Annotated in this window: 21 protein-coding genes; 6 read left to right on the top strand and 15 right to left on the bottom strand. The window is 67.6% G+C overall.

The annotated features are described in order from the left end of the window. Positions 1-24 precede the first annotated feature (24 nt). The 3 genes from PA01_18420 to lysS form a co-directional block, all read right to left on the bottom strand. Positions 25-291, bottom strand: coding sequence for a hypothetical protein (locus tag PA01_18420; protein ID KAI5913003.1), 267 nt, complete (start codon positions 289-291; stop codon positions 25-27). 210 nt (positions 292-501) lie between these two features. After that, positions 502-2,406: a bifunctional tRNA (5-methylaminomethyl-2-thiouridine)(34)-methyltransferase MnmD/FAD-dependent 5-carboxymethylaminomethyl-2-thiouridine(34) oxidoreductase MnmC gene (gene mnmC / locus PA01_01295; GenBank protein KON82219.1), complete on the bottom strand. Its 1,905-nt coding sequence runs from the start codon at positions 2,404-2,406 to the stop codon at positions 502-504. Positions 2,407-2,498: 92 nt separating this feature from the next. Next, positions 2,499-4,007, bottom strand: coding sequence for a lysine--tRNA ligase (gene lysS / locus PA01_01290; GenBank protein KON80469.1), 1,509 nt, complete (start codon positions 4,005-4,007; stop codon positions 2,499-2,501). 208 nt (positions 4,008-4,215) lie between these two features. Between lysS and PA01_01285 the strand changes: the two genes are divergently transcribed. Beyond that, positions 4,216-6,006, top strand: a complete 1,791-nt coding sequence (locus tag PA01_01285; GenBank protein KON80468.1) for a methyl-accepting chemotaxis protein — start codon at positions 4,216-4,218, stop codon at positions 6,004-6,006. Between the two features lie 21 nt (positions 6,007-6,027). Here PA01_01285 and minE read toward each other — a convergent pair whose 3' ends face one another. From minE to PA01_01245, 8 genes are all read right to left on the bottom strand, one after another. Continuing rightward, a complete protein-coding gene (gene minE / locus PA01_01280) occupies positions 6,028-6,294 on the bottom strand; it encodes a cell division topological specificity factor MinE (protein KON80467.1) in 267 nt (88 codons plus the stop codon). A 1-nt stretch (position 6,295) separates the two neighbouring features. Next, on the bottom strand, positions 6,296-7,111 hold the full coding sequence (minD, locus tag PA01_01275) for a septum site-determining protein MinD (GenBank protein ID KON80466.2): 816 nt from the start codon (positions 7,109-7,111) through the stop codon (positions 6,296-6,298). 32 nt (positions 7,112-7,143) lie between these two features. Next, complete coding sequence (gene minC, locus PA01_01270; protein ID KON80465.1) at positions 7,144-7,923, bottom strand: septum site-determining protein MinC; 780 nt, start codon at positions 7,921-7,923, stop codon at positions 7,144-7,146. A 120-nt stretch (positions 7,924-8,043) separates the two neighbouring features. Beyond that, complete coding sequence (locus PA01_01265; GenBank protein KON80464.1) at positions 8,044-8,928, bottom strand: Hsp33 family molecular chaperone HslO; 885 nt, start codon at positions 8,926-8,928, stop codon at positions 8,044-8,046. A 31-nt stretch (positions 8,929-8,959) separates the two neighbouring features. Next, positions 8,960-11,302 (bottom strand): RNA-binding transcriptional accessory protein, encoded by a 2,343-nt coding sequence (locus tag PA01_01260; GenBank protein ID KON80463.1) that lies wholly within the window; start codon positions 11,300-11,302, stop codon positions 8,960-8,962. 121 nt (positions 11,303-11,423) lie between these two features. Continuing rightward, positions 11,424-12,272: a D-hexose-6-phosphate mutarotase gene (locus PA01_01255; protein ID KON80462.1), complete on the bottom strand. Its 849-nt coding sequence runs from the start codon at positions 12,270-12,272 to the stop codon at positions 11,424-11,426. Positions 12,273-12,317: 45 nt separating this feature from the next. Beyond that, complete coding sequence (locus PA01_01250; protein KON80461.1) at positions 12,318-15,005, bottom strand: bifunctional acetate--CoA ligase family protein/GNAT family N-acetyltransferase; 2,688 nt, start codon at positions 15,003-15,005, stop codon at positions 12,318-12,320. A 234-nt stretch (positions 15,006-15,239) separates the two neighbouring features. Beyond that, positions 15,240-16,892, bottom strand: coding sequence for a PAS domain S-box protein (locus PA01_01245; GenBank protein ID KON82218.2), 1,653 nt, complete (start codon positions 16,890-16,892; stop codon positions 15,240-15,242). Positions 16,893-17,222: 330 nt separating this feature from the next. On the opposite strand from PA01_01245, the gene PA01_01240 reads away from it, so the two are divergent. Beyond that, entirely contained in the window at positions 17,223-17,789 is a 567-nt protein-coding gene (locus tag PA01_01240) for a class I SAM-dependent methyltransferase (protein ID KON80460.1), read from the top strand. On the opposite strand, the gene mnmH is transcribed toward PA01_01240, so the two are convergent. Continuing rightward, positions 17,758-18,855, bottom strand: coding sequence for a tRNA 2-selenouridine(34) synthase MnmH (mnmH, locus tag PA01_01235; protein KON80459.1), 1,098 nt, complete (start codon positions 18,853-18,855; stop codon positions 17,758-17,760). The two genes, PA01_01240 and mnmH, sit on opposite strands and share 32 nt — an antisense overlap. Before the next feature lie 55 nt (positions 18,856-18,910). Between mnmH and selD the strand changes: the two genes are divergently transcribed. Then, entirely contained in the window at positions 18,911-19,951 is a 1,041-nt protein-coding gene (gene selD / locus PA01_01230; protein ID KON80458.1) for a selenide, water dikinase SelD, read from the top strand. 43 nt (positions 19,952-19,994) lie between these two features. On the opposite strand, the gene PA01_01225 is transcribed toward selD, so the two are convergent. Further along, entirely contained in the window at positions 19,995-20,606 is a 612-nt protein-coding gene (locus tag PA01_01225) for an arylesterase (GenBank protein KON80457.1), read from the bottom strand. On the opposite strand from PA01_01225, the gene PA01_01220 reads away from it, so the two are divergent. From PA01_01220 to PA01_01210, 3 genes are all read left to right on the top strand, one after another. Next, a complete protein-coding gene (locus PA01_01220; protein KON80456.1) occupies positions 20,590-21,318 on the top strand; it encodes an ABC transporter ATP-binding protein in 729 nt (242 codons plus the stop codon). The two genes, PA01_01225 and PA01_01220, sit on opposite strands and share 17 nt — an antisense overlap. A gap of 330 nt (positions 21,319-21,648) precedes the next feature. After that, positions 21,649-22,245, top strand: coding sequence for a nucleotidyltransferase domain-containing protein (locus PA01_01215; GenBank protein ID KON80455.2), 597 nt, complete (start codon positions 21,649-21,651; stop codon positions 22,243-22,245). Next, entirely contained in the window at positions 22,226-22,654 is a 429-nt protein-coding gene (locus tag PA01_01210) for a hypothetical protein (protein KON80454.1), read from the top strand. Before PA01_01215 ends, PA01_01210 begins: the two co-directional genes overlap by 20 nt. A 185-nt stretch (positions 22,655-22,839) precedes the next feature. Here PA01_01210 and hpnE read toward each other — a convergent pair whose 3' ends face one another. Further along, positions 22,840-24,195 (bottom strand): hydroxysqualene dehydroxylase HpnE, encoded by a 1,356-nt coding sequence (gene hpnE / locus PA01_01205; GenBank protein ID KON80453.1) that lies wholly within the window; start codon positions 24,193-24,195, stop codon positions 22,840-22,842. Positions 24,196-24,229: 34 nt separating this feature from the next. Beyond that, a complete protein-coding gene (hpnD, locus tag PA01_01200; protein ID KON80452.1) occupies positions 24,230-25,063 on the bottom strand; it encodes a presqualene diphosphate synthase HpnD in 834 nt (277 codons plus the stop codon). Positions 25,064-25,185 lie beyond the last annotated feature (122 nt).

Here is a 25,185-nt window from a genome sequence, read left to right as displayed (position 1 = left end):
GCGCGAGCGATGCGCGGCGTCCGATCATTCCCGGTCATCAAGTACCCACTTTTCGAACTGTTGCGCTGCGTCGGTTACAGCGGACGCCGGCCGTTTTCGAACGGTCATCCCGCTTTGCTGCCGCATTCGATCACAGCGAAAGCCCGGGAACGCCCGCGCTTCATGCTTTCGGTGCGGGGAAACGAAATGAACAAACGAAATGAACGCCGATTTCGGGGAAGCCGGTGCCGCGCACATCCGGCCTCCGGTTGTCTCCTCCACCCGAATCGGTCCGACGCGCAGGTCGGTCATCGTGCGGCTCGATAATCCCGTGGGACATACCTTCATCTGAACATCATGATTCCGGTGTGCCCGGCTGCCTGTGCCGGCAGTTCGGGTAATCGGCCTGCTGTTTTTCGAATAGTTTCAAGTCGGTGCGATCTTACGCAAGGGGGGTGGGGGTGCAAATACCGTAAAGCAAGTAGCCGTCGCGGCAGCAGCTGCACTCATGATAGATGCAAATTACCCTTCCGGGGTTATGCGGCGTACCGGTCGCAGTAGATAACGGGCGGGGTCGAGGGCGTCGACGAGCTCGCGCTCGAGCGGCAGCGGTTCGCCCGCGAGGCGGCTGGCGAGCAGCTCGGCGGCAAGGCTCGCCCACACCAGGCCGCGGGCGCCGAAGCCGGCGACCGCATACAGCCCGGGGTGGCGGGGAATCTGCCCGAGCGGCGTCGCGCGGTCGGCGCGCAGGACGGCGGGAACTTCACCGACCATCGGCAGGCGGTCGGGAGACGCGGGGCGAAAACCCACGCGCCCCGCGAGCTCGGCGAGCGTGAGCTGTGCGGCGTAGCCGGGAAGGATGAACTCGAGTTTCGCGAGGTTTTCGCGCTGGTCCGCGTCGCGCAGCGCCGGCTCGTCGTCGTCGACCCCGAACGTCGCCCCTGCGCTGCGCACGCCGTCGAGCGCCGGGCTGACATAGCCGAGGCGGCATACCACGACGTTCGGCGAACTGCCGCTCGCGGCGGCGAAATGCGTCACCTGGCCGCGCGCGCTGCGCACCGGCAGCGCGGCCGCCTGCGGCACCGCGCGGATGCCGACCCCGTTCGCGAGCACGGCGACCGGAGCGCTCGCGATCGCCTTGCCGTCGGCGTCGAACGCGGTCCAGCCATCGACCGTCGCTTCGAGCCGCTGCATCGCGCGTCCGAAGTGACAGCGAATGAGGTCGGGACGGGTCATCAGGTTCGCCGTGCAAAGGCTCGGCGGCGAAACCCACGCTCCCTGCGGAAACCACCAGCCGCCTGCCGGCAGCGGCCAGCCGGCGAGCGCCGAGGCCTCGTCACGTTCGACGAAACGCAGGTAGTCCGACGGCGGACGATGGGCTTCGACGATGCGGCGCTGCTTGCCTTCGTGCACCGGATCGCGCGCCAGATGCAGCACGCCGCACGCGTCCCATCGCACCGGCAGGCCGGCTTTGCTCAGCCGGCGCAGATGATGCAGGCCGTACAGCGCGCCGGCTCGCGTGATGCGCGCCAGCCGGTTGTCGTCGAGGCTCGGCAGCGGGCGCAGCACGCCGGTCAGGTTGCCGGACGCGCCCTCGCCGGGGCCGCTCGCCGCGTCGATGACGTCGATATGCCAGCCGCGTGCCGCGAGCCGCTCCGCAATGCTGCTGCCGGCGAGCCCGGCGCCGATCACCAGCGCCTGCTTTGCGGCAACCGCTGTCGGCCGTGTCGCGCCGCCGCGGTGGCGCGCCCGGCACATCGTGTGTTTGCCGCCGAAACCAGGTGCTTTTTCACAGTCGAAGCCGGCGTCGGCCAGTGCTCGGTGCACGTCGTCGCCCACCGACCCGCTCGTGAGCGTCGCTTCGGGCGCCGCCAGGCGGCCGAGTTCGGCGAGCAGCGCCGACCACAGTTCGGCATTGCAGGCCGGCGAGAAGCCGTCGAGAAAGAACGCGTCGGCACGGCATTCGAGCTGGGGCAGCAGTTCGCGTGCGTCGCCGAGCAGCAGCGTCAGCACGACGCGCCCGGCATCCAGATCGAGGCGGTGCACGCCGGGCGTCAGCGGCGGCCAGTTATCCGCCAGTTCGGCGGCCAGCGGCGCGAGCTCCGGCCAGAGCGCGTGCAAGGTCGCAAGGTCTTCCCTCGTGAAGGGATGGGGTTCGACCGAGACGAAATGCAGGCGCTCGCAGCGCTCCGGATCGGTTCGCCACGCTCCCCAGGTCGCGAGAAAGTTCAGCCCGAAACCGAAGCGGGTTTCGAGGATCGTGAAGCACTCGCGCTGCTGCCAGCGCCCGGGCAGACCGTTGCCGGCGATGAAAATGAAGCGCGCCTGTTCGAGCTCGTCGCCGCACGGGGGATGGACGCCGCCGAACGCCGCGGAGCGGGGCGTGCCGTCGTCGGTCAAAGCCAGGCGGGCAGGGTCGATGGGCACGGGCACGGCCTCGGAAATGACAAGGCGCCTTGCGGCGCCCGGGACAAGGCGCCTTGCGGCGCCCGGATTGCGTTGCGCGGGATCGGGTGGACTCACTCCGAGCGCATCTGCGGGAACAGGATCACGTCGCGGATGCTCGGGCTGTCGGTCAAGAGCATCACGAGGCGGTCGATGCCGATGCCGCAGCCGCCGGTCGGCGGCAGGCCGTATTCGAGCGCGCGGATATAGTCGGCGTCGTAGAACATCGCCTCCTCGTCGCCGGCTTCCTTCGCCTTGACCTGCTCGAGGAAACGCGCGGCCTGGTCTTCCGGGTCGTTCAGCTCGGAGAAGCCGTTGGCGATCTCGCGGCCGACGATGAAGAGCTCGAAACGTTCGGTGATCTCCGGGTTCGCGTCGTTGCGGCGCGCGAGCGGCGACACTTCGGCCGGGTAGTCGATGATGAACGTCGGCTCCCACAGCTCGGCTTCGGTGGTCTCCTCGAACAGCATCAGCTGCAGCGTGCCCAAGCCCGCGCCGTCGCGCAGCTTCGCCTTGAGGTCGGTCAGCTTCGCGCGCAGCCACGCTTCGTCGTTCAGCTGCGCGATCGAGAAACCCGGGTGGTACTGGTGGATCGCCTCGACGATCGTCAGCCGCGCGAACGGCTTCGACAGGTCGAGCTCGCGTCCCTGGTAGACGAACACTTCGGTGCCGAGCGCTTCGCGCGCCGCCTGGCGCAGCAGCCCTTCGGTGAAGTTCATCAGGCTCTTGTAATTCGCATAAGCCTCGTAGAACTCCATCATCGTGAATTCGGGATTGTGGCGCGGGGAGAGGCCTTCGTTGCGGAAGTTGCGGTTCACCTCGAAGACTTTCTCGAAGCCGCCGACGACGAGGCGCTTGAGGTACAGCTCCGGCGCGATGCGCAGGAACAGCTCCATGTCGAGCGCGTTGTGGTGCGTCGTGAAGGGCTTCGCCGCGGCGCCGCCCGGAATCGGGTGCATCATCGGCGTCTCGACTTCGAGGAAGCCGTGGCCGACCATGTAGTTGCGGATCGACTGCACCATGCGGCTGCGCGCGACGAAGGTGAAGCGCGTCTGCTCGTTCATGATCAGGTCGACGTGCCGCTGGCGGTATTTCTGCTCGACGTCGGTCAGGCCGTGGAACTTGTCGGGGAGCGGACGCAGGCTCTTCGTCAGCAGGCGGATTTCAGTGCATTTCACCGACAGCTCGCCGGTGCGCGTCTTGAACAGCGTGCCGACGGCGCCGACGATGTCGCCGCTGTCCCAGCGCTTGAAGTCGGCATAGACGTCGTCGCCGACCGCGTCGCGCGTGACGTACAGCTGGATCTGGCCGGAGAGATCCTGGATCGTGACGAAGCTCGCCTTGCCCATCACGCGCTTGAGCATGATGCGCCCGGCCACTTTCACTTCGACCGGCGTCGCTTCGAGCTCGTGCGAATCCTTTTCGCCGTAGATTTCATCGAGCTTGCCGGCAATGTTCTCGCGCGAGAAATCGTTCGGGAAAGCTCGGCCGCCAGCACGCCATGCGGCCAGCTTTTCGCGCCGCTCGGAAATGAGGTGATTTTCGTCCTGCGAGGCGGCGGGAGAGTTGTTCTGGTCGCTCATGAATCGGCAAGGGGCATAAAAGCGGTGATTGTGGCACGTGGAGGTGGTACGGGCAAATTGGCGCCGGCCGCAAGGCGCCTGGAGGACGCCGCGGCGATGCGGGCCGGTACGCGCGCACAGTGAAATATTTGCTGCCACGGCCGACGGGGGCTCAAGTCGCCGGCCATGATGCCGTAAGGGCAATCGGACCATGCAAACGGGAACTCCCATGTTTTCGCAATTATACGAATGGGTTGAAAAGACGTTCTGGAACTCGCTGACCAAGAAGCTGTGCAGCTTTCTCCTGCTCTTCTTCATCGACCTGTTGTACCTCGCCGTCTATCTCCATCAGCAGAACCAGGTCCGCGGGCTGCTGGCGGCGGGCGAAGTGGGGCAGGGGGCCGCGCAGCAGATCATGGCGTCGCTCGACGGCGGCCTGTACCTGATGATCGCGCTGACGGCGATCGCGCTGTGCGTCAATATCGGCCAGATCCTCTACATGCGTCACCTCATCGTGCGCCCGGTGCGGGTCATCACCGCGATCCTCAACGAGATCGCGCAGGGCGAAGGCGACTTCTCGCGCAACCTGCCGCTCGCCACGCACGACGAACTGCGCCAGCTCGCGATGAGCTACAACCGGTTCGCGGCGAAAATGCGCCATATCGTCAGCGAAATCCGCACCCGCAGCGTGAGCATCGCGCGCGACGCGGTCAGGGTCAGGGCCCACGTCGAGAGTTCGGCCCAGGACGCGCACACGCAGGGGACGATGACCGAAGTGGTGTTCGCGGCGAGCACCGAGTCGACGGCGGCGATCGAGAGCGTCTCGGCGAGCGCCCAGAACATTTCGGCTTCGACGACGAAGAACCTCGACATCGCGCGCGCTTCGCTGCACGAGATGCAGGACATCGCCGGGAAGATCAACGCCGTCAGCGAGAAAGTGCTGCATTTCAATCACACCGTCGATGACCTGTCGGAGCGCTCCGAGAGCGTCCGGCAGATCGCTTCGCTGATCCGCGCGATCGCCGACCAGACGAACCTCCTCGCGCTGAACGCGGCGATCGAAGCCGCGCGAGCCGGCGAGGCGGGGCGCGGCTTCGCCGTCGTCGCCGACGAAGTCAGAAAGCTCGCCGAACGCGTGAACCGGGCGACCGAGGAGATCACCGACAACATCGACGGCATGATCGGCCGCGTCATGACGACGCGCGCCGAAAACGTCGTCATCAACGCCGACGTGCTGCAGGCGCGCGAAGTCGTCGGGAAATCCGCCGAGCATTTCGAGTTCATGGTCGGCGAATTCGAGACCACCGGCGAACAGCTGCTGCAGATCGCGACGGCGATGGAACAGCTGTCGGCGACGAACGGGCAGGTGCATGAAAACGTCACGACGATCCACGACGTGTCGGGCACGGTCGCGGCGAACATGGCCGAATCCGAACAGTGCACGGTCGAGCTTTCGCGGGCCACCGAAGCGGTACAGGAGCTCGTGTCGCGGTTTCGCATCGGCGAAGGGTCGTTCGACCACGCGATGGACCAGACGCGGATCTTCCGCGACCGCATCCAGGCGCAGCTCGACGAAATGGTGCGGGCGGGCAGCGACATTTTCGACCGCCGCTACCAGCCGGTCGCGAACACCCGGCCGCAGAAGTTCAAAGTGTCGTGGGGCGACGAGTACGGTCGCCGCTGCCAGCAGCTGCTCGAGGATTGCCTCGCGGCGATTCCCGGCTGCGCGTTCGCGGTCGCGGTGAACACCGACAGCTACCTCGCCGCGCATAACCTGAAATACTCGCGCCCGCTGACCGGCAAGCCGGACATCGACCTCGGCGGCAACCGCACGTGCCGCAAGTTCGATCGTCCGGCCGAGCTGCGCGCCGCGAGGAACACCGAAGCGGTGCTGCTGCAGACTTTCCTGCGCGATACCGACGACATCCTGTGCGACATCGCGATGCCGATCATGATCGGCGGGCGTCACTGGGGCAACGTGCGCGTCGGCGTGCCGGTGGAGTCGCTGCTCGCGGCCTGACCCGCGCCGCCCGGGCGAGGATCAGCGGCCCTGATTCTGCTCGGGAAGGACGATGTTGACTTCCAGGACTTCGTAGTTGTTCTGCTTGTCGAGATGCACCTTGATGTCGTCCGAATTGACCGAGACGTACTTCGAGATGACCTCGATCAGCTCCCGCTGCAGCGCCGGCAGGAAGTCCGCTTTCGGCCCACCGTCGCTGCGCTCGTGGGCGATCAGCAGCGACAGCCGGTTCTTCGCGATCTCCGCGGTCTTCTTCTTCTCGCCGAAGAGGCGCGCAAGGAATGCCATTTCACTTGCCTCCGAAAAGGCGCTTGATCAGCCCCGGCTTTTCGTAATTGACGAAGCGCAGTTGGCGTTCGTCGCCAAGGAAGCGGGCGACGACGTCGGAATAGGCTTCGGCGACGTCGCTGCCTTTCAGGTGGATCGCCGGCAGGCCCTGGTTGGACGCCTGCAGCACCGATTCCGATTCGGGGATGACGCCGATCAGCGGCACCCGCAGCAGCTCCTGGACATCCTTGTACGACAGCATTTCCCCGTCGTCGACGCGCTTGGGCGAATAGCGCGTGACGAGCAGGTGCTCCTTGATCGGCTCGTCGCTTTCGGCGGCGCGGCGCGACTTCGACTGCAGGATGCCGAGGATGCGGTCCGAGTCGCGCACCGACGAGACTTCCGGGTTCGTCGTGATGATCGCTTCGTCGGCGAACGTCAATGCCAGCACCGCGCCGCGCTCGATGCCGGCGGGCGAATCGCAGACGACGTAGTCGAAGCCCATGTGCTCGAGTTCCTTCAGCACTTTCTCGACGCCTTCCTCGGTCAGCGCGTCCTTGTCGCGCGTCTGCGAGGCCGGCAGCACGAACAGGTTGTCGCAGTGCTTGTCCTTGATCAGCGCCTGGTTGAGCTTCGCTTCGCCGTTGATGACGTTGATGAGGTCATACACGACGCGGCGCTCGCAGCCCATGATCAGGTCGAGGTTGCGCAGGCCGACGTCGAAGTCGATCACCGCGGTCTTGAAGCCGCGCAGGGCGAGTCCGGAAGAAAATGCCGCGCTGGTGGTGGTCTTGCCCACGCCACCTTTGCCTGATGTCACGACGACGACTCGAGTCACGGTATACCCTTTTCTTAAAGATGGAGCCGCGCTCAATCGAGCTGCAGCGGTTCGATGCCAAGCTTGTAGTCGGATTCGCTGGCGAGCAGCCGGACGAGCGCGGCGCGCCCGGCGACCGCTTCCGGAATGCCTTGTTCGAAAGTGCGGAAAATGCCGGCGATCGAGACGATCTCCGGGCCGAAGTTGGTCGAGATGATGCGCGCCGCAGGGTCGCCCTGCGCGCCGGCGATCGCGCGCCCGCGCAGCGGGCCGTAGCAGTGGATGCTGCCGTCGGCGATGACTTCGGCGCCGTTGCTCATCCCGGCGAACAGCACCAGGTCGCCGCCGCGCGCATACACTTGCTGGCCCGAGCGCAGCGGACGGTCGACGAACAGCGTCGCCGCACGGGGCTCCGCGGCGGGAGGCGGCGGGGCAGTCTGCGGCGCCGGGGCAGGTGCCGGGGCCGGGCGGGCCGCTGCAGCCGGCCCGTTCTGGCGGTCGCGCAGCTCGGCGCCGTCGAGGATCGCCAGCCCTGCCTGGCGCGCTGCCGCGGCAAGCTCCGGCGGAAGGTTGCGCACGCCGACCGGCTGCAGCCGGTAGCGGCGCAGCAGGCTCGTCAGCCCGGTCCAGTCGATGCGCGCGGGCAGGTCGGCGAGATCGGCAAAATCGAGCACGGCGGCATCGCCGCTGAAGAAATCCGGCATTCCGCCGAGCATCATGTGCAGCGCGTCCGCGAGGCGAGCCGGTTCGGCCTCGCGCAGCACCGCGATGGTCGCGCCGAGGCTGGCGTTGCGAAACTCGATCGGGCGGATGGCAGGGGAGGACGCGGACATGGGCGAGATGGGTCGCTGAAAGGCTGGGAGTCTACTGAGCGGCAGGGATTCGGGCAAGGCTGGCGGAATATGCCGCCCGCGCCCCGTGCGAAGCGTTCCGGCAGCCCGGAGAACGCCTCGTCAATGCAGCGTCGATGGCGGGGTGCCCGGTTCGGGATGCGACGCGAAAAGGGCGTCGATCTCGGCGGGCTCGAAGCGGTAGTCGTGGTTCGACAGATCGTCGCGCACGACCAACTCGCCATGCTCCTCGAGGATCCGCCTGACTTCCGCTTCGCCGAGGCTGCGCAACATGCCGATGACCTTGTCGCGGTCGGCCGGCCAGTCGTGGGTCACCGGGCGGGCGTCGAACAGGCGGACGTTCTCTTCGGCGAACAGCCGCCCGAGCAGGAGTTCCGGTGCGAGCGTCAGCAGCTCGTCGGGCTGCACGGTCTGCGCCAGCAGATGGGCGCGCGTCCAGCCATCCTCGTCGCGCGCGTCGGCGCCCGGCAGCTTCTGCAGGAACAGCGCCGTGGCCGCATCCTCGTTGCACGCGAGCCAGATGCCGGCCGGCTGCTGCTCCGACTGCATCAGGTAGTGTTCGAACGTCGCCGCGATGCTGTCGCCTTCGAGCGGCACGAGGCTGCGGTAAGGCTGGTCGAGCGCGGGGATGTCGAGCGTCAGCTGCAGGATGCCGTCACCGATCAGCTCCTTCAGGCCGCCGTCCGCCGGGATATCGCCGTCGACGGCGGCGAACGCGCGCAGGTTCAGCGTCTCGGTGCAGTCGACGACCAGCAGCTTCAGCGCCCGCTCGCCCTGGATCTGGAACGTCAGCCGGCCGGCCTGCTTCAGGTTCGCGGTGATCAGCGCGGACACGGCGCTCATTTCGCCGAGCAGGCGCGCCACTTCGGCCGGATAGTCGCGCCCTTCCTGCAGCGCTTTCCAGACGTCGTCGAGGTGCACCACCGCGCCGCGGATGTCGAGGTCGTCGAGCAGGAAGCCGCGGACGTAGCTCGGATTCGGGTTCATGCAGGGATTCCTGTTGTTGCGCGTTCTCATTCTACTTGCGCAGTGCGCGAGCGAGCGCGTCGGCCATTGCGCCGCCGGCAGTGCCGCGTCCGTCGTTGCGTCCTTCGCCGCGACCCTGGCCGCGCCCGCCGTTCCGTTCCGGGCGCGAGCCGCCGTCGTGCCTGCCGCGCGCCGCGGGGTCGCTGGCCCCGGCGGTGGCCGGCGGTTCGTCGCTCATGCGCATCGTTAGCGCGATGCGCTTGCGCGCCAGGTCGACCTCCAGCACCTTGACTTTGACGACCTGTCCGGCCTTGACGACGCTGTGCGGATCCTTGACGAAGCGCTCGGCGAGCGCCGAGATATGCACGAGCCCGTCCTGGTGCACGCCGATGTCGACGAACGCGCCGAAGTTCGTGACGTTCGTCACCGTGCCTTCGAGCATCATTCCCGGGGCGAGATCCTTGAGCGTCTCGACCCCTTCGCGGAACGTCGCGGTGCGAAATTCCGGGCGCGGGTCGCGGCCGGGTTTTTCCAGCTCGGCGAGGATGTCCTGGACCGTCGGCACGCCGAAGCGCTCGTCGGTGAATTCGGCCGGGCGCAGCGTCTTGACGAACGCCGGGTTGCCCATCAGCTCGCGCACGCTCTTCGCGACGCGCGCGAGGATGCGCTCGACGACCGGGTACGCTTCCGGGTGCACCGCGGACGCATCGAGCGGGTTGTCGCCGCTCGGGATGCGCAGGAAGCCGGCCGCGAGCTCGAACGTCTTCGGCCCGAGTCGCGGCACGCTCTTGAGCGCATCGCGACTGCGGAACGGGCCGTTCGCGTTGCGATGTTCGACGATGTTGCCGGCGAGCGTCGCGTTGAGCCCCGAAATCCGCGCGAGCAGTGCCGGCGACGCGGTATTCACATCGACGCCGACGGCGTTGACGCAATCCTCGACGACCGCGTCGAGGCTTTTCGCGAGCCGCGACTGGTTGACGTCGTGCTGGTACTGGCCGACGCCGATCGACTTCGGGTCGATCTTGACGAGCTCGGCGAGCGGATCCTGCAGGCGCCGCGCGATCGACACCGCGCCGCGCAGCGACACGTCGAGATCCGGGAACTCGCGCGCCGCGAGTTCGGACGCGGAATACACCGACGCCCCGGCTTCGGACACCGTGACGCGCGTCAGCCGCAGCTGCGGCGCCGCGTCCATCAGGTCGGCGACGAGCTTGTCGGTCTCGCGCGATGCCGTGCCGTTGCCGATCGCGACGAGCTCGACGGCGTGCTTTTTCGCCAGCGCCGCGAGCGTCGCGAGCGAGCCGTCGCGATCGCGGCGCGGCTCGAACGGGTAAATCGTCGCGGTGTCGACGAGCTTGCCGGTGGCGTCGATGACGGCGACCTTGACGCCGGTACGGATGCCCGGATCGAGACCCATCGTCGTGCGCGCGCCGGCCGGCGCCGCGAGCAGCAGATCTTTCAGGTTGCGCGCGAAGACGCGGATCGCCTCTTCCTCAGCGCGCTCGCGCAGCGCGTTCATCAGCTCGAGTTCGAGGTGCAGCGAAATCTTCACGTTCCACGCCCAGCGCACCGTCTCGCGCAGCCACTTGTCGGCCGGCCGCCCCTGGTCGCGGATGCCGAAGCGCGCGGCGATGCGCCCTTCGCACGGGTGCGGGGCGGCCGGGTCCGGCTGGACGACAGTCAGCGCGAGGCGCAGCACCCCTTCGTTGCGCCCGCGCAGGAGCGCCAGCGCGCGATGCGACGGCAGCGCGGCGATCGGCTCGCAAAAGTCGAACCAGTCGCGGAACTTCGCGCCGTCGTGCTCCTTGCCTTCGACGACGCCCGAGCTCACCTGGCCGTGTTCCTGCAGCCACGTGCGCAGCGTGCCGAGCAGCTCGGCGTCTTCGGCGAAGCGCTCGATGAGGATCTGGCGCGCGCCGTCGAGCACGCTTTTCGTGTCGGCGAAGCCGGCGTCGGCGTTCAGATGACGCTGCGCTTCGCTTTCCGGCGTCAGCGTCGCGTCGCCGAGCAGCGCGAGCGCAAGCGGTTCGATGCCGGCTTCGCGCGCGATCTGCGCTTTCGTGCGGCGCTTCTGCTTGTACGGCAGGTACAGGTCCTCGAGGCGCTGCTTGGTGTCGGCGCTCACGATCTGCGCGTGCAGCGCGTCGCTCAGCTTGCCCTGCTCGGCGATCGACGCCAGCACGGTGGCGCGGCGCTCTTCGAGTTCGCGCAGGTAGCCGAGGCGTTCGTCGAGCGTGCGCAGCTGCGTGTCGTCGAGCCCGCCGGTGACTTCCTTGCGGTAGCGCGCGATGAAAGGCACGGTCGCGCCTTCGTCGAGGAGGGCGATCGCGGCGATGACCTGACGAGGCTGCGCGGCGAGTTCGGTGGCGATGCGGTGTTCGATGGGCGGGAGCATGAGCGAATAGGGGCCGAGAAGGCGGCAAGCGGCCGCCGGGCAAAGGACGCGATGGTGCAACAAGCGGCCGCACCGCCGCAAGCGCCGCGCCGATCCCCTGTGGCCGCGGCTCTTGCCGCCGTTACAGCGCGATCAGCGTTTGCCGCCCGTACCACTGCTCGCCGGCGTCGAGCTCGATCCTGCGGCGCGCAGCCGCGGCTTCGACGCACAGCATGTGGCGGAAGCCGTTCGCCGGCATGTCGGGCAGTTGCGCGCAGCGCTGTTCCCACGGGTTCCACACGACGACGTCCGGAAAGCCTTCGACGTTGATGCCGAGGCTGCGCGCGCCGTCCCGCAGCAGCAACGGGCGCTGCACGTCGTGATAGAGGCGGTCGGTTTCGGCGTCGACGACGAGCGCATCGCCGCTGTCGCGCTTGATCCGGTCGTGGTCGGCGGCGTCGCGGTATTCGTGCCCGTGCAGGCCTTCGAGGCGCGCATTCTCGACTTCACGCACGCGCACGTAGGTGTGCAGCGCCGCGGTGAACGCAAACGGCGCGTGGCCCGTGTTCCCGACTTCGAACTCGACGCCGAGACGGTCGCCTTCGATGATCACCGTGATCTCGGCCGAGAAGCGCTGCGGCCACGCCGCGTAGCTCGCATCGTCTTCGCTCGTCGTCAGTGTCACCAGCGCGAAGTCCTCGCCGCTGCGCTGCTCGCCGACCGTCCACGGCCGGGTGCGCACGAGGCCGTGCTTCGGCAGCTTGCCGAGCGCAGCGAACTGCGGAAAGCACAACGGAATGCCCCCGCGAATCGGCGTAGTGCCGTCGTGGCGTGCCTGCGGACTGAGGTACAGCCACTCGCTGCCGCCGGCCGGAGTCCAGGACAGCACCTGGGCGCCGAACAGCGAGACGACCGCGTGCGCGCCGCCCGCCGTGCGCAGGACGAGCGCGGGTTGATCGTGGAAAGTGCTTGTTTCGATGGAGGCGGGCATGAGCGGGAAAACCGGGATCGATCGGGGGGTGCAGCGTTTCGGGGGTCAGTCCTGCAATGGCAGCACGCCGATCTTGACGGTGCTGTCTTCCGGATCGTTCGACAGCGTGAAGCCGAGCCCCTGCACGAACTTCAGCATCCGCTCGTTGTTCGCGAGGAATACGCCGTTCATGTACATGATGCCCTTGTTGCGCGCCGTCTCGATGAGGATCCCCATCAGCTTGCGCGCGAGGCCGTGGCGCTGCCACGCGTCGGCGACGACGATCGCGAATTCGCACGATTCGCCGTCCGGATTCACCGCGTAGCGGCACACGCCGATCTCGACTTCCTTGCCGTCTTCCTGGATCGTCGCGAGGAACGCCATCTCGCGGTCGTAGTCGATCTGCGTCAGCCGCGCGACCATCGCCGGCGGCAGCTCGCGCATCGTGTTCATGAAGCGGTAGTACTTCGTCTCGGCCGACAGCGTGCGCACGAACTCGACTTCGAGCTCGGCGTCTTCCGGCTTGATCGGCCGGATCGTGACTTCGGTGCCGTCGACACTCGTCCACTTCGTGATCAGCTGCGACGGATACGGATGGATCGCCATGTGCGCGTAGCGATCGACCGACGGCGAGACGTTCTCGACCGTCACGCGCGCGTCGACGGCGACTGCGCCGTTCTCGTCGACGATCAGCGGATTGATCTCGAGCTCGGTGATCCACGGCAGTTCGCAGACCATCTCGGAGACGCGCAGCAGCACGAACTCGAGCGCCTCCATCTTCACCGGCGGCATCGTGCGGAATTCGCCGAGCAGCATCGACACGCGCGACGACTTGATCAGGTCGCGCACGAGGTAGTGGTTCAGCGGCGGCAGCGCGATTTCCATGTCGCGGTTCGCGACGACGCGGTTGCCGCCTTCACCGAAAGTGATCACCGGGCCGAACACCGCATCGCGCTTGACGCCGACGACGAGTTCCCGGCCGTTGCGCTTGAGGATCATCGGCTCGATCGCGACGCCGTTGATCGTCGCGGCGGGCTTGTTCTTGCGCACTTCCTCGAGGATTTCCTGGTACGCGGTGCGCACTGCCGCGAGGCTGCCGAGATTGAGCCGCACGCCGCCCGAGTCGGCCTTGTGGATGATCGACGGCGAGTCGATCTTCATCACCACCGGCAGGCCGATCTCCTCGGCGAGCACCATCGCTTCGGTCGCCGAGCGCGCGACGACGGTCTGCGCGATCGGGATGCGGAACGCCGCGAGCAGCGCTTTCGATTCCATCGAGTTGAGCACTTTGCGGCGCTCGGCCAGCGCGGTCTCGATGACGAGGCGCGCGCTCTCGACGCTCGGCGGATTGAGGTGCGACAGCGACGCCGGCGTCTGCATCAGCAGCTTCTGGTTGCGGTAGTACGCCGACAGGTGGCTGAACAGCTCGACCGCCGGCTCCGGGGTGCGGAAAGTCGGGATGCCGGCCGCTTCGAAAGCCTTGCGTCCGGGGCCGACCAGCTGCTCGCCCATCCAGCATGTTACGACCGGCTTGTCGGCAGTCTTCTCGAGCTCGACGACCGCTTCGGCGACCGCGGTCGGATCGGTGTTCGCCTGCGGCGTCAGCATCACCAGCACGCCGTCGACGTTGGGCCCTTCGAGCACCGCCTGAACGGCCTTGCGATAGCGCTCGACGTCGGCGTCGCCGAGGACGTCCACCGGGTTGCCGTGCGACCATCCGGCCGGCAGCGCGGCGTTGAGCTTTTCCATCGTGCCGTCGGCGAACTCGGAAAGCGGGATGCCGAGGTCGGCCGCGCGGTCGGCTGCCATGACGCCGGGCCCGCCGCCATTCGTGACGATCGCGAGGCGGTTGCCGCGCGGGCGAAAGTGCGAGAACAGCGCGTTCGCCGCGGCGAACAGCTGCCCCATGTTGTACAGGCGGATGACGCCGGCGCGGCGCAGCGCAGCGTCGAAGACCGCGTCGTTGCCGCTCATCGAGCCCGAATGCGAGCGGATCGCGCGCGACACGTCCGGGTGGCGCCCGACCTTGATCAGCAGCACCGGCTTGACGCGCGCGGCGCCGCGCAGCGCGCTCATGAAGCGGCGCGCATCGCGGATGCCTTCGACATACATGATGATGCTCTCGGTGCGCGGGTCCGAGATCATGTATTCGAGCACTTCGCCGAAGTCGATGTCGCTCGACGAGCCGAGCGAGACGACTGCCGAGAAGCCGATGTTGTTCGGTTCGGCCCAGTCGAGGATCGACGTGCACAGCGCCCCGGACTGCGAGATCAGCCCGATCGTGCCCTTGATCGCGCTGACGTGCGCGAAGGTCGCGTTCAGGCCCAGCACCGGACGCATGATGCCGAGGCAGTTCGGGCCGAGCAGCCGGATGCGGTAGCGACGCGCGGCTTCGACGACGTGGCGTTCGAGCAGCGCGCCGCGCGCGCCCGTTTCGGAAAATCCCGTCGACATGATGATGACTGCCTTGACGCCGGCGCGCCCGCAGCTCTCGACGACCGACAGCACCTGGTTGGCAGGTACTGCGATGACGACGAGGTCGAGCCGGTGCGGCACGTCCTCGACGGATTTGTAGCACGGCACTCCCAGCACCGATTCGTGCTTCGGGTTGACGGCGAACAGCCGGCCGCGAAAACCCGCGTTCTGCATGTTGCGGATCACGACGTTGCCGAGCGACGCTTCACGCTGGCTCGCGCCGATCACGCCGACCGATTTGGGTTCGAGCAGGGGAGTGAGGTAGTGCTTCTCTTTCATTTTTTATCGCCTGAATGCAGGGTCCGTAACCGCTGGCCATGGGTCGCGAAGCCTCGGGAGCCGTCGTCGGCCATGCTTCGATGAGTACCGGAATTGCAGTCGTTACAGTCTGGTCGAATCTGCGCCGAGTGCAAGCTTACTGCAGTGCACCATGAGCCATTGTGACATAACTGGCAAGGCATTCCGATCGGGAGTTTCCGCAATCCAGCGCAGCACGCCCGGTGGCCCGGACCTTCATCCGCCGAGCGTGAAATAGAAGCTCGCACCCTCGCCGGGCTTCGATTTCGCCCAGATCTGCCCGCCGTGGCGTTCGATGATGCGGTAGGTCGTCGCGAGGCCTATCCCGGAGCCCGGAAAATCGATGCCGGAGTGCAGGCGGTGAAAGGCGCGGAACAGGTTGTTCGCGAACGTCATGTCGAAGCCGACGCCGTCGTCGGTGACGCAGAACACCCGCTGGCCGAGATCGCGCCTCGCCGTCAGGGAGATGTGCGCGACGGCATTGCGCGACGAAAACTTCCACGCGTTGCCGAGCAGGTTCTGCAGCACGAGCTGCATCAGTCCGCGGTCGGCTCTGACGACCAGGTCCCGCGTTATTTCCACCTCGACGCGCCGCTCCGGCTCGTTCCGGCGCAGCTCGTCGATGATCTGGATCGCGAGTTCCGACAGATCGAAAGTTTCCTTGTGCAGCGAATGGCGCGCCAGCTGCGCGAGCTTGATCAGGTCGTCGATGAGGTGGGACATGCGCATGCCGGCGTTGCGGATGCGCACGATATGCTCCCGTGCGTTCGGCTCGACGCGATCGCCGAGTTCTTCGTCGAGGATGCGGGCGAAGCCGTCGATCGCGCGCAGCGGTGCGCGCAGGTCGTGGGACACCGAATACGAAAACGCCTCGAGCTCGCGGTTCGCCGCTTCCAGCTCGGCGGTGCGGGCGCGCACCCGGGTTTCGAGTTCGCGGTTGAGATTGCGCAGCGTCATCTCGGCGATCTTGCGTGCCGAGATGTCGAACAGCGTTCCCGCCAGCCCGAGCAGCGCCGGGTCGTCTTCGTTGCCGTGGTCGACGCGATGCGCGTTCGCCTCGACCCAGCGTATCTCGCCGTTTCGCGTCAGCAGCCGCAACTGGGCGGTCCACGCCGGAAGCTCCAGCCGGTGGACCAGCGATATCTGGTGCTCGGCGGCGACGCGGTCGTCCGGATGGAAGTGATCGGCCAGCGCAGTGCCGAGGCTCTCCTTCACCGTGTAACCGGTGATCGTTTCCCAGCCACGGTTCAGGAACGTCAGCCGGCCGTTTTCATCGGTGCGGAAGATGATCTCGTTGACCGACTCGATCAGCTCGCGATAGCGCACCTGGTTCTCGCGCAACGACTGCTCGGACTCGACCCGATCGGTGATGTCCCGCCCGATGCCGTCGTAGCCGGCGAAGTTTCCGTCGCGGTGGACGGCGCATCCGATCAGTTCGAGATAGCGGCGTTTCCCGGTGCTGTCGCGACGGCATAGCGTCAGATGCAGCGGCGCGTGCTGCGCAAGGCTCTCGCGCCATGCCTCGCCGCTTTGTGCGGGCGCGTCCCCGCAGTCGAGTTCCCAAGGCGTGTGGCCGAGAAATTCGAGCGGGTCGATTCGCGAGTGCTCCTGCAGGCCGGCGGTGATATGGACATAGCGGTGCTGCGCATCGGTCTTCCATTGCCAGTCCGACGACAGGTCGAGCAGTTCGACGAGTTCGGCGGAATCGAAACCGGCGACGCGGCGCCCTTCGGCGGGGGCCGGTCGGCGCCGCAAAACATGCCAGGCGAACAGCGCGACAAGCACCAGCGCCAGGGCGGCGAGCGGCGCCGCCAGTGGCAGCGGCGAGGCGAACAGCGGCGGGTGCGCCAGCAGCGGGTAGGGAGTCATCAGCGCCGCCGCGAGTGCCGCCCGGGCACGTCCGCGCGCCCGCGACGGAAAAGACTCATGAGACGTTTTCACAGTGTTTTCGTCGGAGTGAGTCGGGATCGAAACTACGGATGGCCCGCGCTCGTCGGCGGATCTTACCTGCCGCGGCGGGGGCGGGGCGCGCTATTGCCCTGAATTGTTACGCATAAACCGGACGGGCGGCCGAGTCGACTGCCCGAAACGGGTTCTGAACGCGCTACCGGCCGCGTCGCCGAAGAGGCCTCGTCATGCCTCGGGGTGCCGGCTAGAATCAATGCCGCCCGCGCCCCGAAACCGACAGAAAGGAAACCGATGAGCTCTTCCTCCGATTCAGCCGTTGCCGATCCTTCGGCGTGGGTCGCGCGTTTCGCGACGCTGATCCCCGCCGGCGGGCGCGTGCTCGACTTCGCGTGCGGCCGCGGCCGGCATGCGCGCTGGCTGGCCCGCCACGGCTGGGAGGTCGAGGCAGTCGACCGCGACGCGGCGGCGCTGGCGACGTTCGCCGGCGAGCCGCGCGTCAGCGTTGCCCAGGCAGACCTCGAAAGCGGCGACTGGCCGTACGGGCCCGCGTGCTTCGACGCGATCGTCGTCACCAATTATCTCTACCGGCCGCGCCTCGGACTGCTGCTCGACGGCCTCGCCGCCGACGGCGTGCTGATCTACGAAACCTTTATGCTCGGCAACGAGCGCTTCGGCAGGCCCGGCAACCCGGAATTCCTGCTGCGTCCCGGCGAACTCATCGAACGCCTCGCCGGCGATTACACGATCGTCGCGTTCGAGCAGGGCGAAGTCGCCCGGCCGCGGCCGGCGGTCGTGCAGCGCGTGTGCGCCGTCAAAGGGCAAGGCATCACGGTGTTGCCGGATCGGCCACCCGCGTAGGCGCTTCGGGCTGCTCTGCCGCCGCGGCGGCGAGTATCCGCCGTGCCAGCGCGTCGATGCCGGCCGACGACAGGTCGTCGCTGGCGAAGACCGGCGCGGTCGGAAAACGGGTGAAATTCCTGTTCTGCGAGCGGCGGTACAGCGGATCGTAGTGCAGCTCGATGAACTCGGCGAACAGCGTCGGCAGGTCGTGCGCCGCGGCGAGCGCTTTCCAGCGTTCGAGCGTCTCGTTGCTCTGCAGGCCTTTGAGGAAGTCGATTTTCTGCTGCAGGTCGGCGATGTCGTCGCCAAGATACGCGTAGTCGCGCACGAGAAACTCGAGACGCGCGGCGCGGCTCGCTTCGATCGCGACGCACGGGCTCGCGCGCATCTGCCGGATCAGCGCCTCGGGCACCTGGATGCGGCCGATCTTGCGGCTTTCGGCTTCGACGAACACCGGCCGCGCCGGGTCGAGCTCGCGCAAGCTGCGGAACAGTTCGGTTTCGAACGATTTCTGCGTCGGCTGCGGGCGGTCCGGCAGCGCGCCGAGCACCGAGCCCTTGTGCGCGGCGAGATGCTCGAGATCGAGCACCTGCGCGCCGAGTTTTGCCAGCGCGTCGAGGACGCGTGTTTTGGCGCTGCCGGTCGCGCCGCACACGACGCGCAGGTCGAAGCGCGCCGGCAGCGCTTCGAGTTCCGCGACGACCATGCGGCGCCACGTCTTGTAGCCGCCTTCGAGCTGGCACGCGTCCCAGCCGATCAGCCGCAGCCAGGTGACGAACGCGCCACTGCGCTGGCCGCCGCGCCAGCAATACACCAGCGGCCGCCAGTTCTTCGGCTTGTCGTGAAAGCGCGTCCTCAGGTGATGCGCGATGTTCTCGGCGACCATCGCCGCGCCGACGCGCCGCGCCTCGAACGCCGACTGCTGCTTGTAGATCGTGCCGACGACAACCCGCTGCGCGTTGTCGAGCACCGGGCAGCTGATCGCGCCGGGAAGGCGGTCTTCGTCGAATTCGGCCGGGCTGCGGGCGTCGATGATCTCGTCAAAGGCGGACAGCTGTGCTACGGTCGCAATGCCTTTTTTCATGCGTTGTCGCGGTGCGCCGGTGTGCGCCGGGCAACCGTTTCTCCCCCTGGAATCCATGGATCAGATCAAACTCACGCAATTCTCCCACGGCGGCGGATGTGGCTGCAAAATCGCTCCGGCCGTGCTGTCGAAGCTGCTCGCGCATGCGCCGGCGGGCCTCGTCCCGCCGGAGCTGCTGGTCGGCACCGAGACTGCCGACGACGCCGCGGTGTATCGCCTCAACGACCGCCAGGCGATCGTCGCGACGACCGACTTCTTCACGCCGATCGTCGACGACCCGTACGATTTCGGCCGCATCGCCGCGACCAACGCGCTGTCCGACGTCTATGCGATGGGCGGACGGCCGATCATGGCGCTCGCGATCGTCGGCATGCCGATCGACAAACTGCCGCCCGAAGTCATCGGCCGCATTCTCGAAGGCGGCGCATCGGTGTGCCGCGACGCCGGCATCCCGATCGCCGGCGGGCATTCGATCGACGTCCTCGAGCCGATCTACGGGCTCGTCGGCCTCGGCGTCGTCGACCCCGCGCAGGTCAAGACCAACGCCGGCGCCCGAGCCGGCGACGTGCTGATCCTGACCAAGCCGCTCGGCATCGGCATCCTGTCGGCCGGGCTCAAGAAAGGCCTGCTCGAAGAGGCCGACTATGCCGCGATGGTGCACTGGACGACGCTCCTGAACCGCGTCGGGATGCACTTGGCCGGCATGGACGGCGTGCATGCGGTGACCGATGTCACCGGCTTCGGCCTGGCCGGGCACCTGCTCGAAATCTGCCGCGGTTCGGCGCTCGCGGCGAACGTCGCGTTCGGCGAGCTGCCGACGATCGACGCGGCGCTGCGCCTCGTGCGCGATGGCGTCGCGACTGGCGCTTCGACGCGCAACTGGGCGAGCTACGGCGACGCGATCCGCTTCGCGCCCGAAGCGCCGGAGTGGCAGCGCAAGCTCGTCACCGATCCGCAGACGAGCGGCGGGCTGCTGATCGCGTGTGCACCAGAAGCCGTGGACGAAGTGCTCGCGGCGATCCGCGCGGAGCAGGGCAGCGACGGCCGCGTCATCGGCCGCATGGAAGCGGGCGAACCGCTGCTGCGGATCGTTTGACGGCGATCGGCGGCGCGACGTGGGCGCCGCTCGCGCCCCCCGGCTATCCCTCCAGCATCGGCGCGAGCTGCTTCCAGACGGTGTCGACGATGAGCTGCTGCGCTTCGGCAGTCGGGTGGATGCCGTCGGGCTGGAACATCTCGTGCCGCTCGGCAAAGCCGTCGAGCAGGAACGGCACCAGCGGCACGTTGTGCTCGCGCGCGACGTCGGCGAAAGTCTGCTCGAAGCGCTGCCTGTAAGGGGGGCCGTAATTCGGCGGCATCTGCATGCCGATCAGCAGCACGCGGGTGCCGTGGGCGCGCGCGGCCTCGATCATCGCCGCGAGGTTCTCGGCCAGCAGGCGCGGCGGCAGGCCGCGCAGGCCGTCGTTCGCGCCGAGTTCGAGGATCAGCAGGTCCGGTTCGTGGCGCTCGAGCGCAGCGGGCAGGCGCGAGCGCCCGCCCGAGGACGTCTGGCCGCTGACGCTGCCGTTGATCACCGTGTGGCGGAACCCTTCGCGTTCGAGGCGCGTCTGCAGCAGGGTGGGCCAGTCCTGCTTCGGGCGCAGGCCGTAGCCGGCCGACAGGCTGTCGCCCCACACCAGTATCGTTGCCGCCTGCGCAGCGCCTGAAACCATTATTGCGAAGAAGAAGATCACGATGGATCGCAGCAGCATGGAGTTCTCCGTTCCGGTGATCGAAGTCGCCGGCCTGTGCAAAAGCGTCCCGCTCGGCGACGGCGCGGGAGTCCTGCGCATTCTGCAGGATGTTTCGTTCAGCGTGGGCGCCGCCGAGTCGGTCGCGATCGTCGGCGCGTCCGGCTCCGGCAAATCCACGCTGCTCGGATTGCTCGCCGGGCTCGATGTTCCCAGCGCCGGCACCGTGCGTCTCCAGGGCACCGACATTTTCTCGCTCGACGAGGATGCGCGCGCGGCGTTGCGCGGCGAGTCGGTCGGCTTCGTGTTCCAGTCGTTCCAGCTGCTGCCGGCGCTGACCGCGCTTGAAAACGTCATGCTGCCGCTCGAGCTCGCCGGCGCCGACGATGCCGACGCCATCGCGCGCCAGTGGCTCGCGCGGGTCGGCCTGGCGGCGCGCATGCGCCATTACCCGAAACATCTTTCCGGCGGCGAGCAGCAGCGCGTCGCGCTCGCCCGCGCGTTCGCCCCGAGCCCGCGGCTGCTGCTCGCCGACGAGCCGACCGGCAACCTCGACGCCGCGACCGGCGAGGCGATCATCGAGCTGATCTTTTCGCTGAACCGCGAAGCGGGCACGACGCTGATCCTCGTGACCCATGACGAATCGCTGGCGCGCCGCTGCGGGCGGATCTTGCGGATGCACAACGGCGCGCTGAGCGAGCCCGCGATCGGGCTCGGCGCGGGAACCCATTAACGCGCCAATCAGTACAACCGTTCGTCCGGAACTCGTCACACCCGTTCGCCCTGAACTCGTCGAAGGGCGCTGCCGGGGCTTCGACAGGCTCAGCCCGAACGGTATTTGGCTGCCGGGGCTTCGACAGGCCTGTCCTGAGCGAGGCCGAAGGGCTCAGCCCGAACGGTGGGTGCTTGCCCGGTCAATAGCGGTTCGCTTCAGGGACCGAGGTCGGGGGCTCCAGCGCCTGCAGCACGTACTTCGCCATGTCGACGTCCCGATCAGGGCCATCGTACTGCAATACCTGTCCACAAAATCCCCTTTATGGGGATTACAATCCCTTCTATGGGGATGATAAATACTTCCGTCGCGGATGCGCTCTTCTCGGGCCTGCAGCAACGTTTGCTCGGCTTGCTGTTCGGCCAGCCCGACCGCTCGTTCTACGTTAACGAACTCCTGCGCCTCACCGCGACCGGACGTGGCGCCCTGCAGCGTGAGCTGGAGAAGTTGGCGGGGGCCGATCTCGTGACCGTCACCGCCGTCGGCAACCAGAAGCACTACCAGGCCAATGCCGCGTCCCCGGTTTTTGCCGAACTGCGTGGGATCGTGCTGAAGACGGTCGGGCTCGCCGATGTGCTGCGCGCGGCGCTCGCGCCGGTCGCCGAGTGCATCGCGCTCGCCTTCGTGTTCGGGTCGGTCGCCAAAGGCACCGATACCGCTGCGAGCGACATCGATCTGATGGTGGTTGCCAACAAGCTCGGCTACACCGATCTTTTCGAAGGCCTGGCGACGGCCGAGCAGACGCTCGGGCGCAAGGTGAACCCGACGCTCTACACGCGGGCCGAACTCACCGAGAAGATCCGCGCGGGAAACAACTTCGTTCTACGGGTGCTCGCGCAACCGAAAATTTTTCTGATAGGAGGCGAGCATGAGCTCCCCGCTGGATAACCTCGCCAAGGTGAGCAAAGGCGGGCTCAAGATCGAGCCGCCGAACCAAGCCGAATTCGACGGCCTCGTCCGATCCGCGAAGCGCAAGCTGCTCGATGCGCGCACGCCGACGCTGGGCCTCGAGAGCGCTTTCGATCTCGCATACAACGCCGCGCATGCTCTGGCGCTCGCGGCGCTGCGCTGGCACGGCTACCGGTCCGAGAATCGCTACCTGGTCTTCCAGACGCTGCCGCACTCCATCGGCTTTGCGCCCGCCAAATGGCGCGTCCTTGATCTCTGCCATGGCAAACGTAATCTTGCCGAGTACGAAGGCAGTTTCGACGTGGATCCGAAGCTCGTAAGCGACCTCCTCGCGGTGACGCAGGAACTGCAGGCTGCGGTCGAGGCACTCGGGCCGATCCCAGGTTGAGGCGACCAACATGGCGCCATTGTTTCCGATCTGATCGGCTCCGCTGCGACGATCCTGACGTACGCTGGAGCGACCGTTCGCCCTGAGCTCGTCGAAGGGCGCTGCCAGGGCTTCGACAGGCTCAGCCCGAACGGTGCTTGGCTGCCAAGGCTTCGACAGGCCGGTCCTGAGCGAGGCCGAAGGGCTCAGCCCGAACGGCGTGGGGATGCCCCGTCAATAGCGGTTCGCTTGGGGACCGAGGCCGGCGGCTCGAGCGCCTGCAGCACGCGCGCCGCGGTCGCGACGCCGGAGCGCACTGCCGATTCGAGCGTCGCGGGATAGTCCGCGTCGAGATAGTCGCCGGCGAGCCACAGGCCGGCGATCGGCGTTTGCGGGCCGGGGCGGGTGAGGCCGGGGCGACAGGCGAACGTCGCGCGTTTCTCGGTGATGACTTGCGACCATTCGGCTGCCGGCAGACGGCGTTGCAGCTGGCGTTCGAGCTGCGCATGCACTGCGAGCGTGAGCGCTTCGCGCGACAGCGCTTCGTGTTCACCGTGCGTGCTGATCACGCACGCGATCAGGCCGGCCGGGCCGCCGAGCCGGCCGCGGTCGAACGCCCATTGCGCGGGGCCGTCGGCGAGGCCGATCATCGCGTGCGCGAGTCGCAGCGGCTCGCCGAGCGCGAGGTACACGGTCGTGATCGGTTCGCTCGGCAGCGCATCGATCGTCGCCGCGAGGCGGTCGCAGCCGTCGAGCGGGGCGAGCAACGCGCCGGCATGATGTGGCGCGGCGGCGACGACGACGTGCGCGTAGCGCTGGTCGGCCGGATCCCCGTCGAGACGGAATCCGCCGGCGACCGGCCGGATCGCCTCGACGGCGGTGCCGGTACGCAGCTTGCCGCGCCGCACTGCGAGATAGCGCGCCGCCGGCACCGGGAAAAGCTCCGACAGGTCGACGCGCGGGATCAGCAGTTCGCTCGCCGAAGCGCCCGCGGCGAGGCTGTCGCGCAGCACGCTCGCGAAGACCTGCGCCGACGCTTCGGCAATCGGCGTGTTCAGCGCCGCGACGCACAGCGGTTCCCACACCAGGCGCGTCAGCCGCTCGGGCTGGCGCGTGTCGCGCAGCAGTCGCTCGACCGTCAGCTGCGCGGCGACGCGGAAACGCTGTTTTTTGAGGACGCGCATCAGCCGCAGCATCGCGAGCCGGTCCGCCCAGCCGAGCCCGCTCGCGCGCAGCAGCCCGACCGCCAGATGGAGCGGCGCCGGCAGCCGGGCCGCCTGCAGGTGCAGGTGCCCGGGCGTGTGCAGCGTCAGCGGCAGATGTTCGAGCAGCTTCGGCGAGCCGCCGGTCAGGCGCAGCAGGCGCGTCAGTTCGGTGTACGCACCGATCAGGATGTGCTGGCCGTTATCGATGCGCCAGCCGTCTTTCGCGACGACCCGCGCGCGCCCGCCCAGCGTGTGCGAACGCTCGAACACCGTCACCGGCACGTGCCGCCGTGCGAGCTCGACGGCGCACGCGAGGCCCGCGTAGCCGGCGCCGATGATCGCGACCGGTTGCGTCACGCTGCGCCCGTTGCCGGTTCGGCCGCGCCGCGCGTCATGCCCGCACCCACGTCGACCCGGCGATCCACAGCTTTCTCACCGGCGTCAGCGACGTGCGCCGGTCGAGCACCTGGAAGCCGTCGCGCGCGATCTCGTCGAGCAGCGTGCGATAGATCGCCGCCATCACGAGGCCCGGCCGCTGCGCCTTGCGATCGACCGCCGGCAGGTGCTCGAACGCCTGGTGGTAGAACGTGCGCGCGCGTTCGGCCTGGAACTCCATCAGCGCGCGGAAGTTGTCGCCGCTGCGGCCTTCGAGGATCTGGCTCGCCGGCACTTTGAAGCGCTGCAGGTCCTCGATCGGCAGGTAGATCCGCCCGCGCCGCGCGTCCTCGCCGACGTCGCGGATGATGTTCGTGAGCTGCAGCGCGATGCCCAGGTCGTGCGCGTACTTCAGCGTCTGGCGGTCCTGGTAGCCGAAGATCTCGGCCGCGAGCAGGCCGACGACGCTCGCCGCGCGGTAGCAGTACAGCTGCAGCCCCTTGAAATCGAGGTAGCGCGTCTGGCGCAGGTCCATCTCCATGCCGTCGATGACTTCGAACATCTGCTCGCGCGGCAGGTTGAAGCGGCCCAGCACGTCCTTCAGCGCGAGCCCGACCGGATGGCTCGGGTTGCCGGCATATACGCGGGCGATCTCCTGGCGCCACCAGTCGAGCTTGTTCTGCGCGACCTGCACGTCGTTGCACTCATCGACGACGTCGTCGACCTCGCGGCAGAACGCATACAGCGCGATGATCGCCTGCCGCCGCTCGGGCGGCAGGAACAGGAAGCTGTAATAGAAGCTGGAACCGCTCTTCGCGGCGCGGTCCTGGCAGTACTCGTGAGGGGTCATGGGGCGATGCCTGTCCAGTCTTGTCGATTGCTGGCAGCGAATAGCCGCGAATCCATGCGCGCGGCCCGGTCCTGGCAGTACTCGTGAGGGGTCATGGGGCGATGGGTGTCCAGTCGTGGTGA

The sequence above is a fragment of the Azoarcus sp. PA01 genome (assembly GCA_001274695.2).
GTDB lineage: Bacteria > Pseudomonadota > Gammaproteobacteria > Burkholderiales > Rhodocyclaceae > Aromatoleum.
Note: the sequence above shows the minus strand (reverse complement) of the source record. Positions and strands in the feature narration are given on the sequence as shown.

Bases quoted from the DNA above. Each gene is read 5' to 3' on its own strand.
- PA01_01215 (KON80455.2), top strand. From the start codon at position 21,649: ATGATAAATACTTCCGTCGCGGATGCGCTCTTCTCGGGCCTGCAGCAA.
- PA01_01225 (KON80457.1), bottom strand. From the start codon at position 20,606: ATGCTGCTGCGATCCATCGTGATCTTCTTCTTCGCAATAATGGTTTCA.
- PA01_01210 (KON80454.1), top strand. From the start codon at position 22,226: ATGAGCTCCCCGCTGGATAACCTCGCCAAGGTGAGCAAAGGCGGGCTC.
- PA01_01285 (KON80468.1), top strand. From the start codon at position 4,216: ATGTTTTCGCAATTATACGAATGGGTTGAAAAGACGTTCTGGAACTCG.
- PA01_01240 (KON80460.1), top strand. From the start codon at position 17,223: ATGAGCTCTTCCTCCGATTCAGCCGTTGCCGATCCTTCGGCGTGGGTC.
- lysS (KON80469.1), bottom strand. From the start codon at position 4,007: ATGAGCGACCAGAACAACTCTCCCGCCGCCTCGCAGGACGAAAATCAC.
- PA01_01255 (KON80462.1), bottom strand. From the start codon at position 12,272: ATGCCCGCCTCCATCGAAACAAGCACTTTCCACGATCAACCCGCGCTC.
- mnmH (KON80459.1), bottom strand. From the start codon at position 18,855: ATGAAAAAAGGCATTGCGACCGTAGCACAGCTGTCCGCCTTTGACGAG.
- PA01_01260 (KON80463.1), bottom strand. From the start codon at position 11,302: ATGCTCCCGCCCATCGAACACCGCATCGCCACCGAACTCGCCGCGCAG.
- hpnD (KON80452.1), bottom strand. From the start codon at position 25,063: ATGACCCCTCACGAGTACTGCCAGGACCGCGCCGCGAAGAGCGGTTCC.
- selD (KON80458.1), top strand. From the start codon at position 18,911: ATGGATCAGATCAAACTCACGCAATTCTCCCACGGCGGCGGATGTGGC.
- PA01_01245 (KON82218.2), bottom strand. From the start codon at position 16,892: ATGACTCCCTACCCGCTGCTGGCGCACCCGCCGCTGTTCGCCTCGCCG.
- minC (KON80465.1), bottom strand. From the start codon at position 7,923: ATGTCCGCGTCCTCCCCTGCCATCCGCCCGATCGAGTTTCGCAACGCC.
- PA01_01265 (KON80464.1), bottom strand. From the start codon at position 8,928: ATGAACCCGAATCCGAGCTACGTCCGCGGCTTCCTGCTCGACGACCTC.
- PA01_01250 (KON80461.1), bottom strand. From the start codon at position 15,005: ATGAAAGAGAAGCACTACCTCACTCCCCTGCTCGAACCCAAATCGGTC.
- PA01_18420 (KAI5913003.1), bottom strand. From the start codon at position 291: ATGACCGACCTGCGCGTCGGACCGATTCGGGTGGAGGAGACAACCGGA.
- PA01_01220 (KON80456.1), top strand. From the start codon at position 20,590: ATGGATCGCAGCAGCATGGAGTTCTCCGTTCCGGTGATCGAAGTCGCC.
- minE (KON80467.1), bottom strand. From the start codon at position 6,294: ATGGCATTCCTTGCGCGCCTCTTCGGCGAGAAGAAGAAGACCGCGGAG.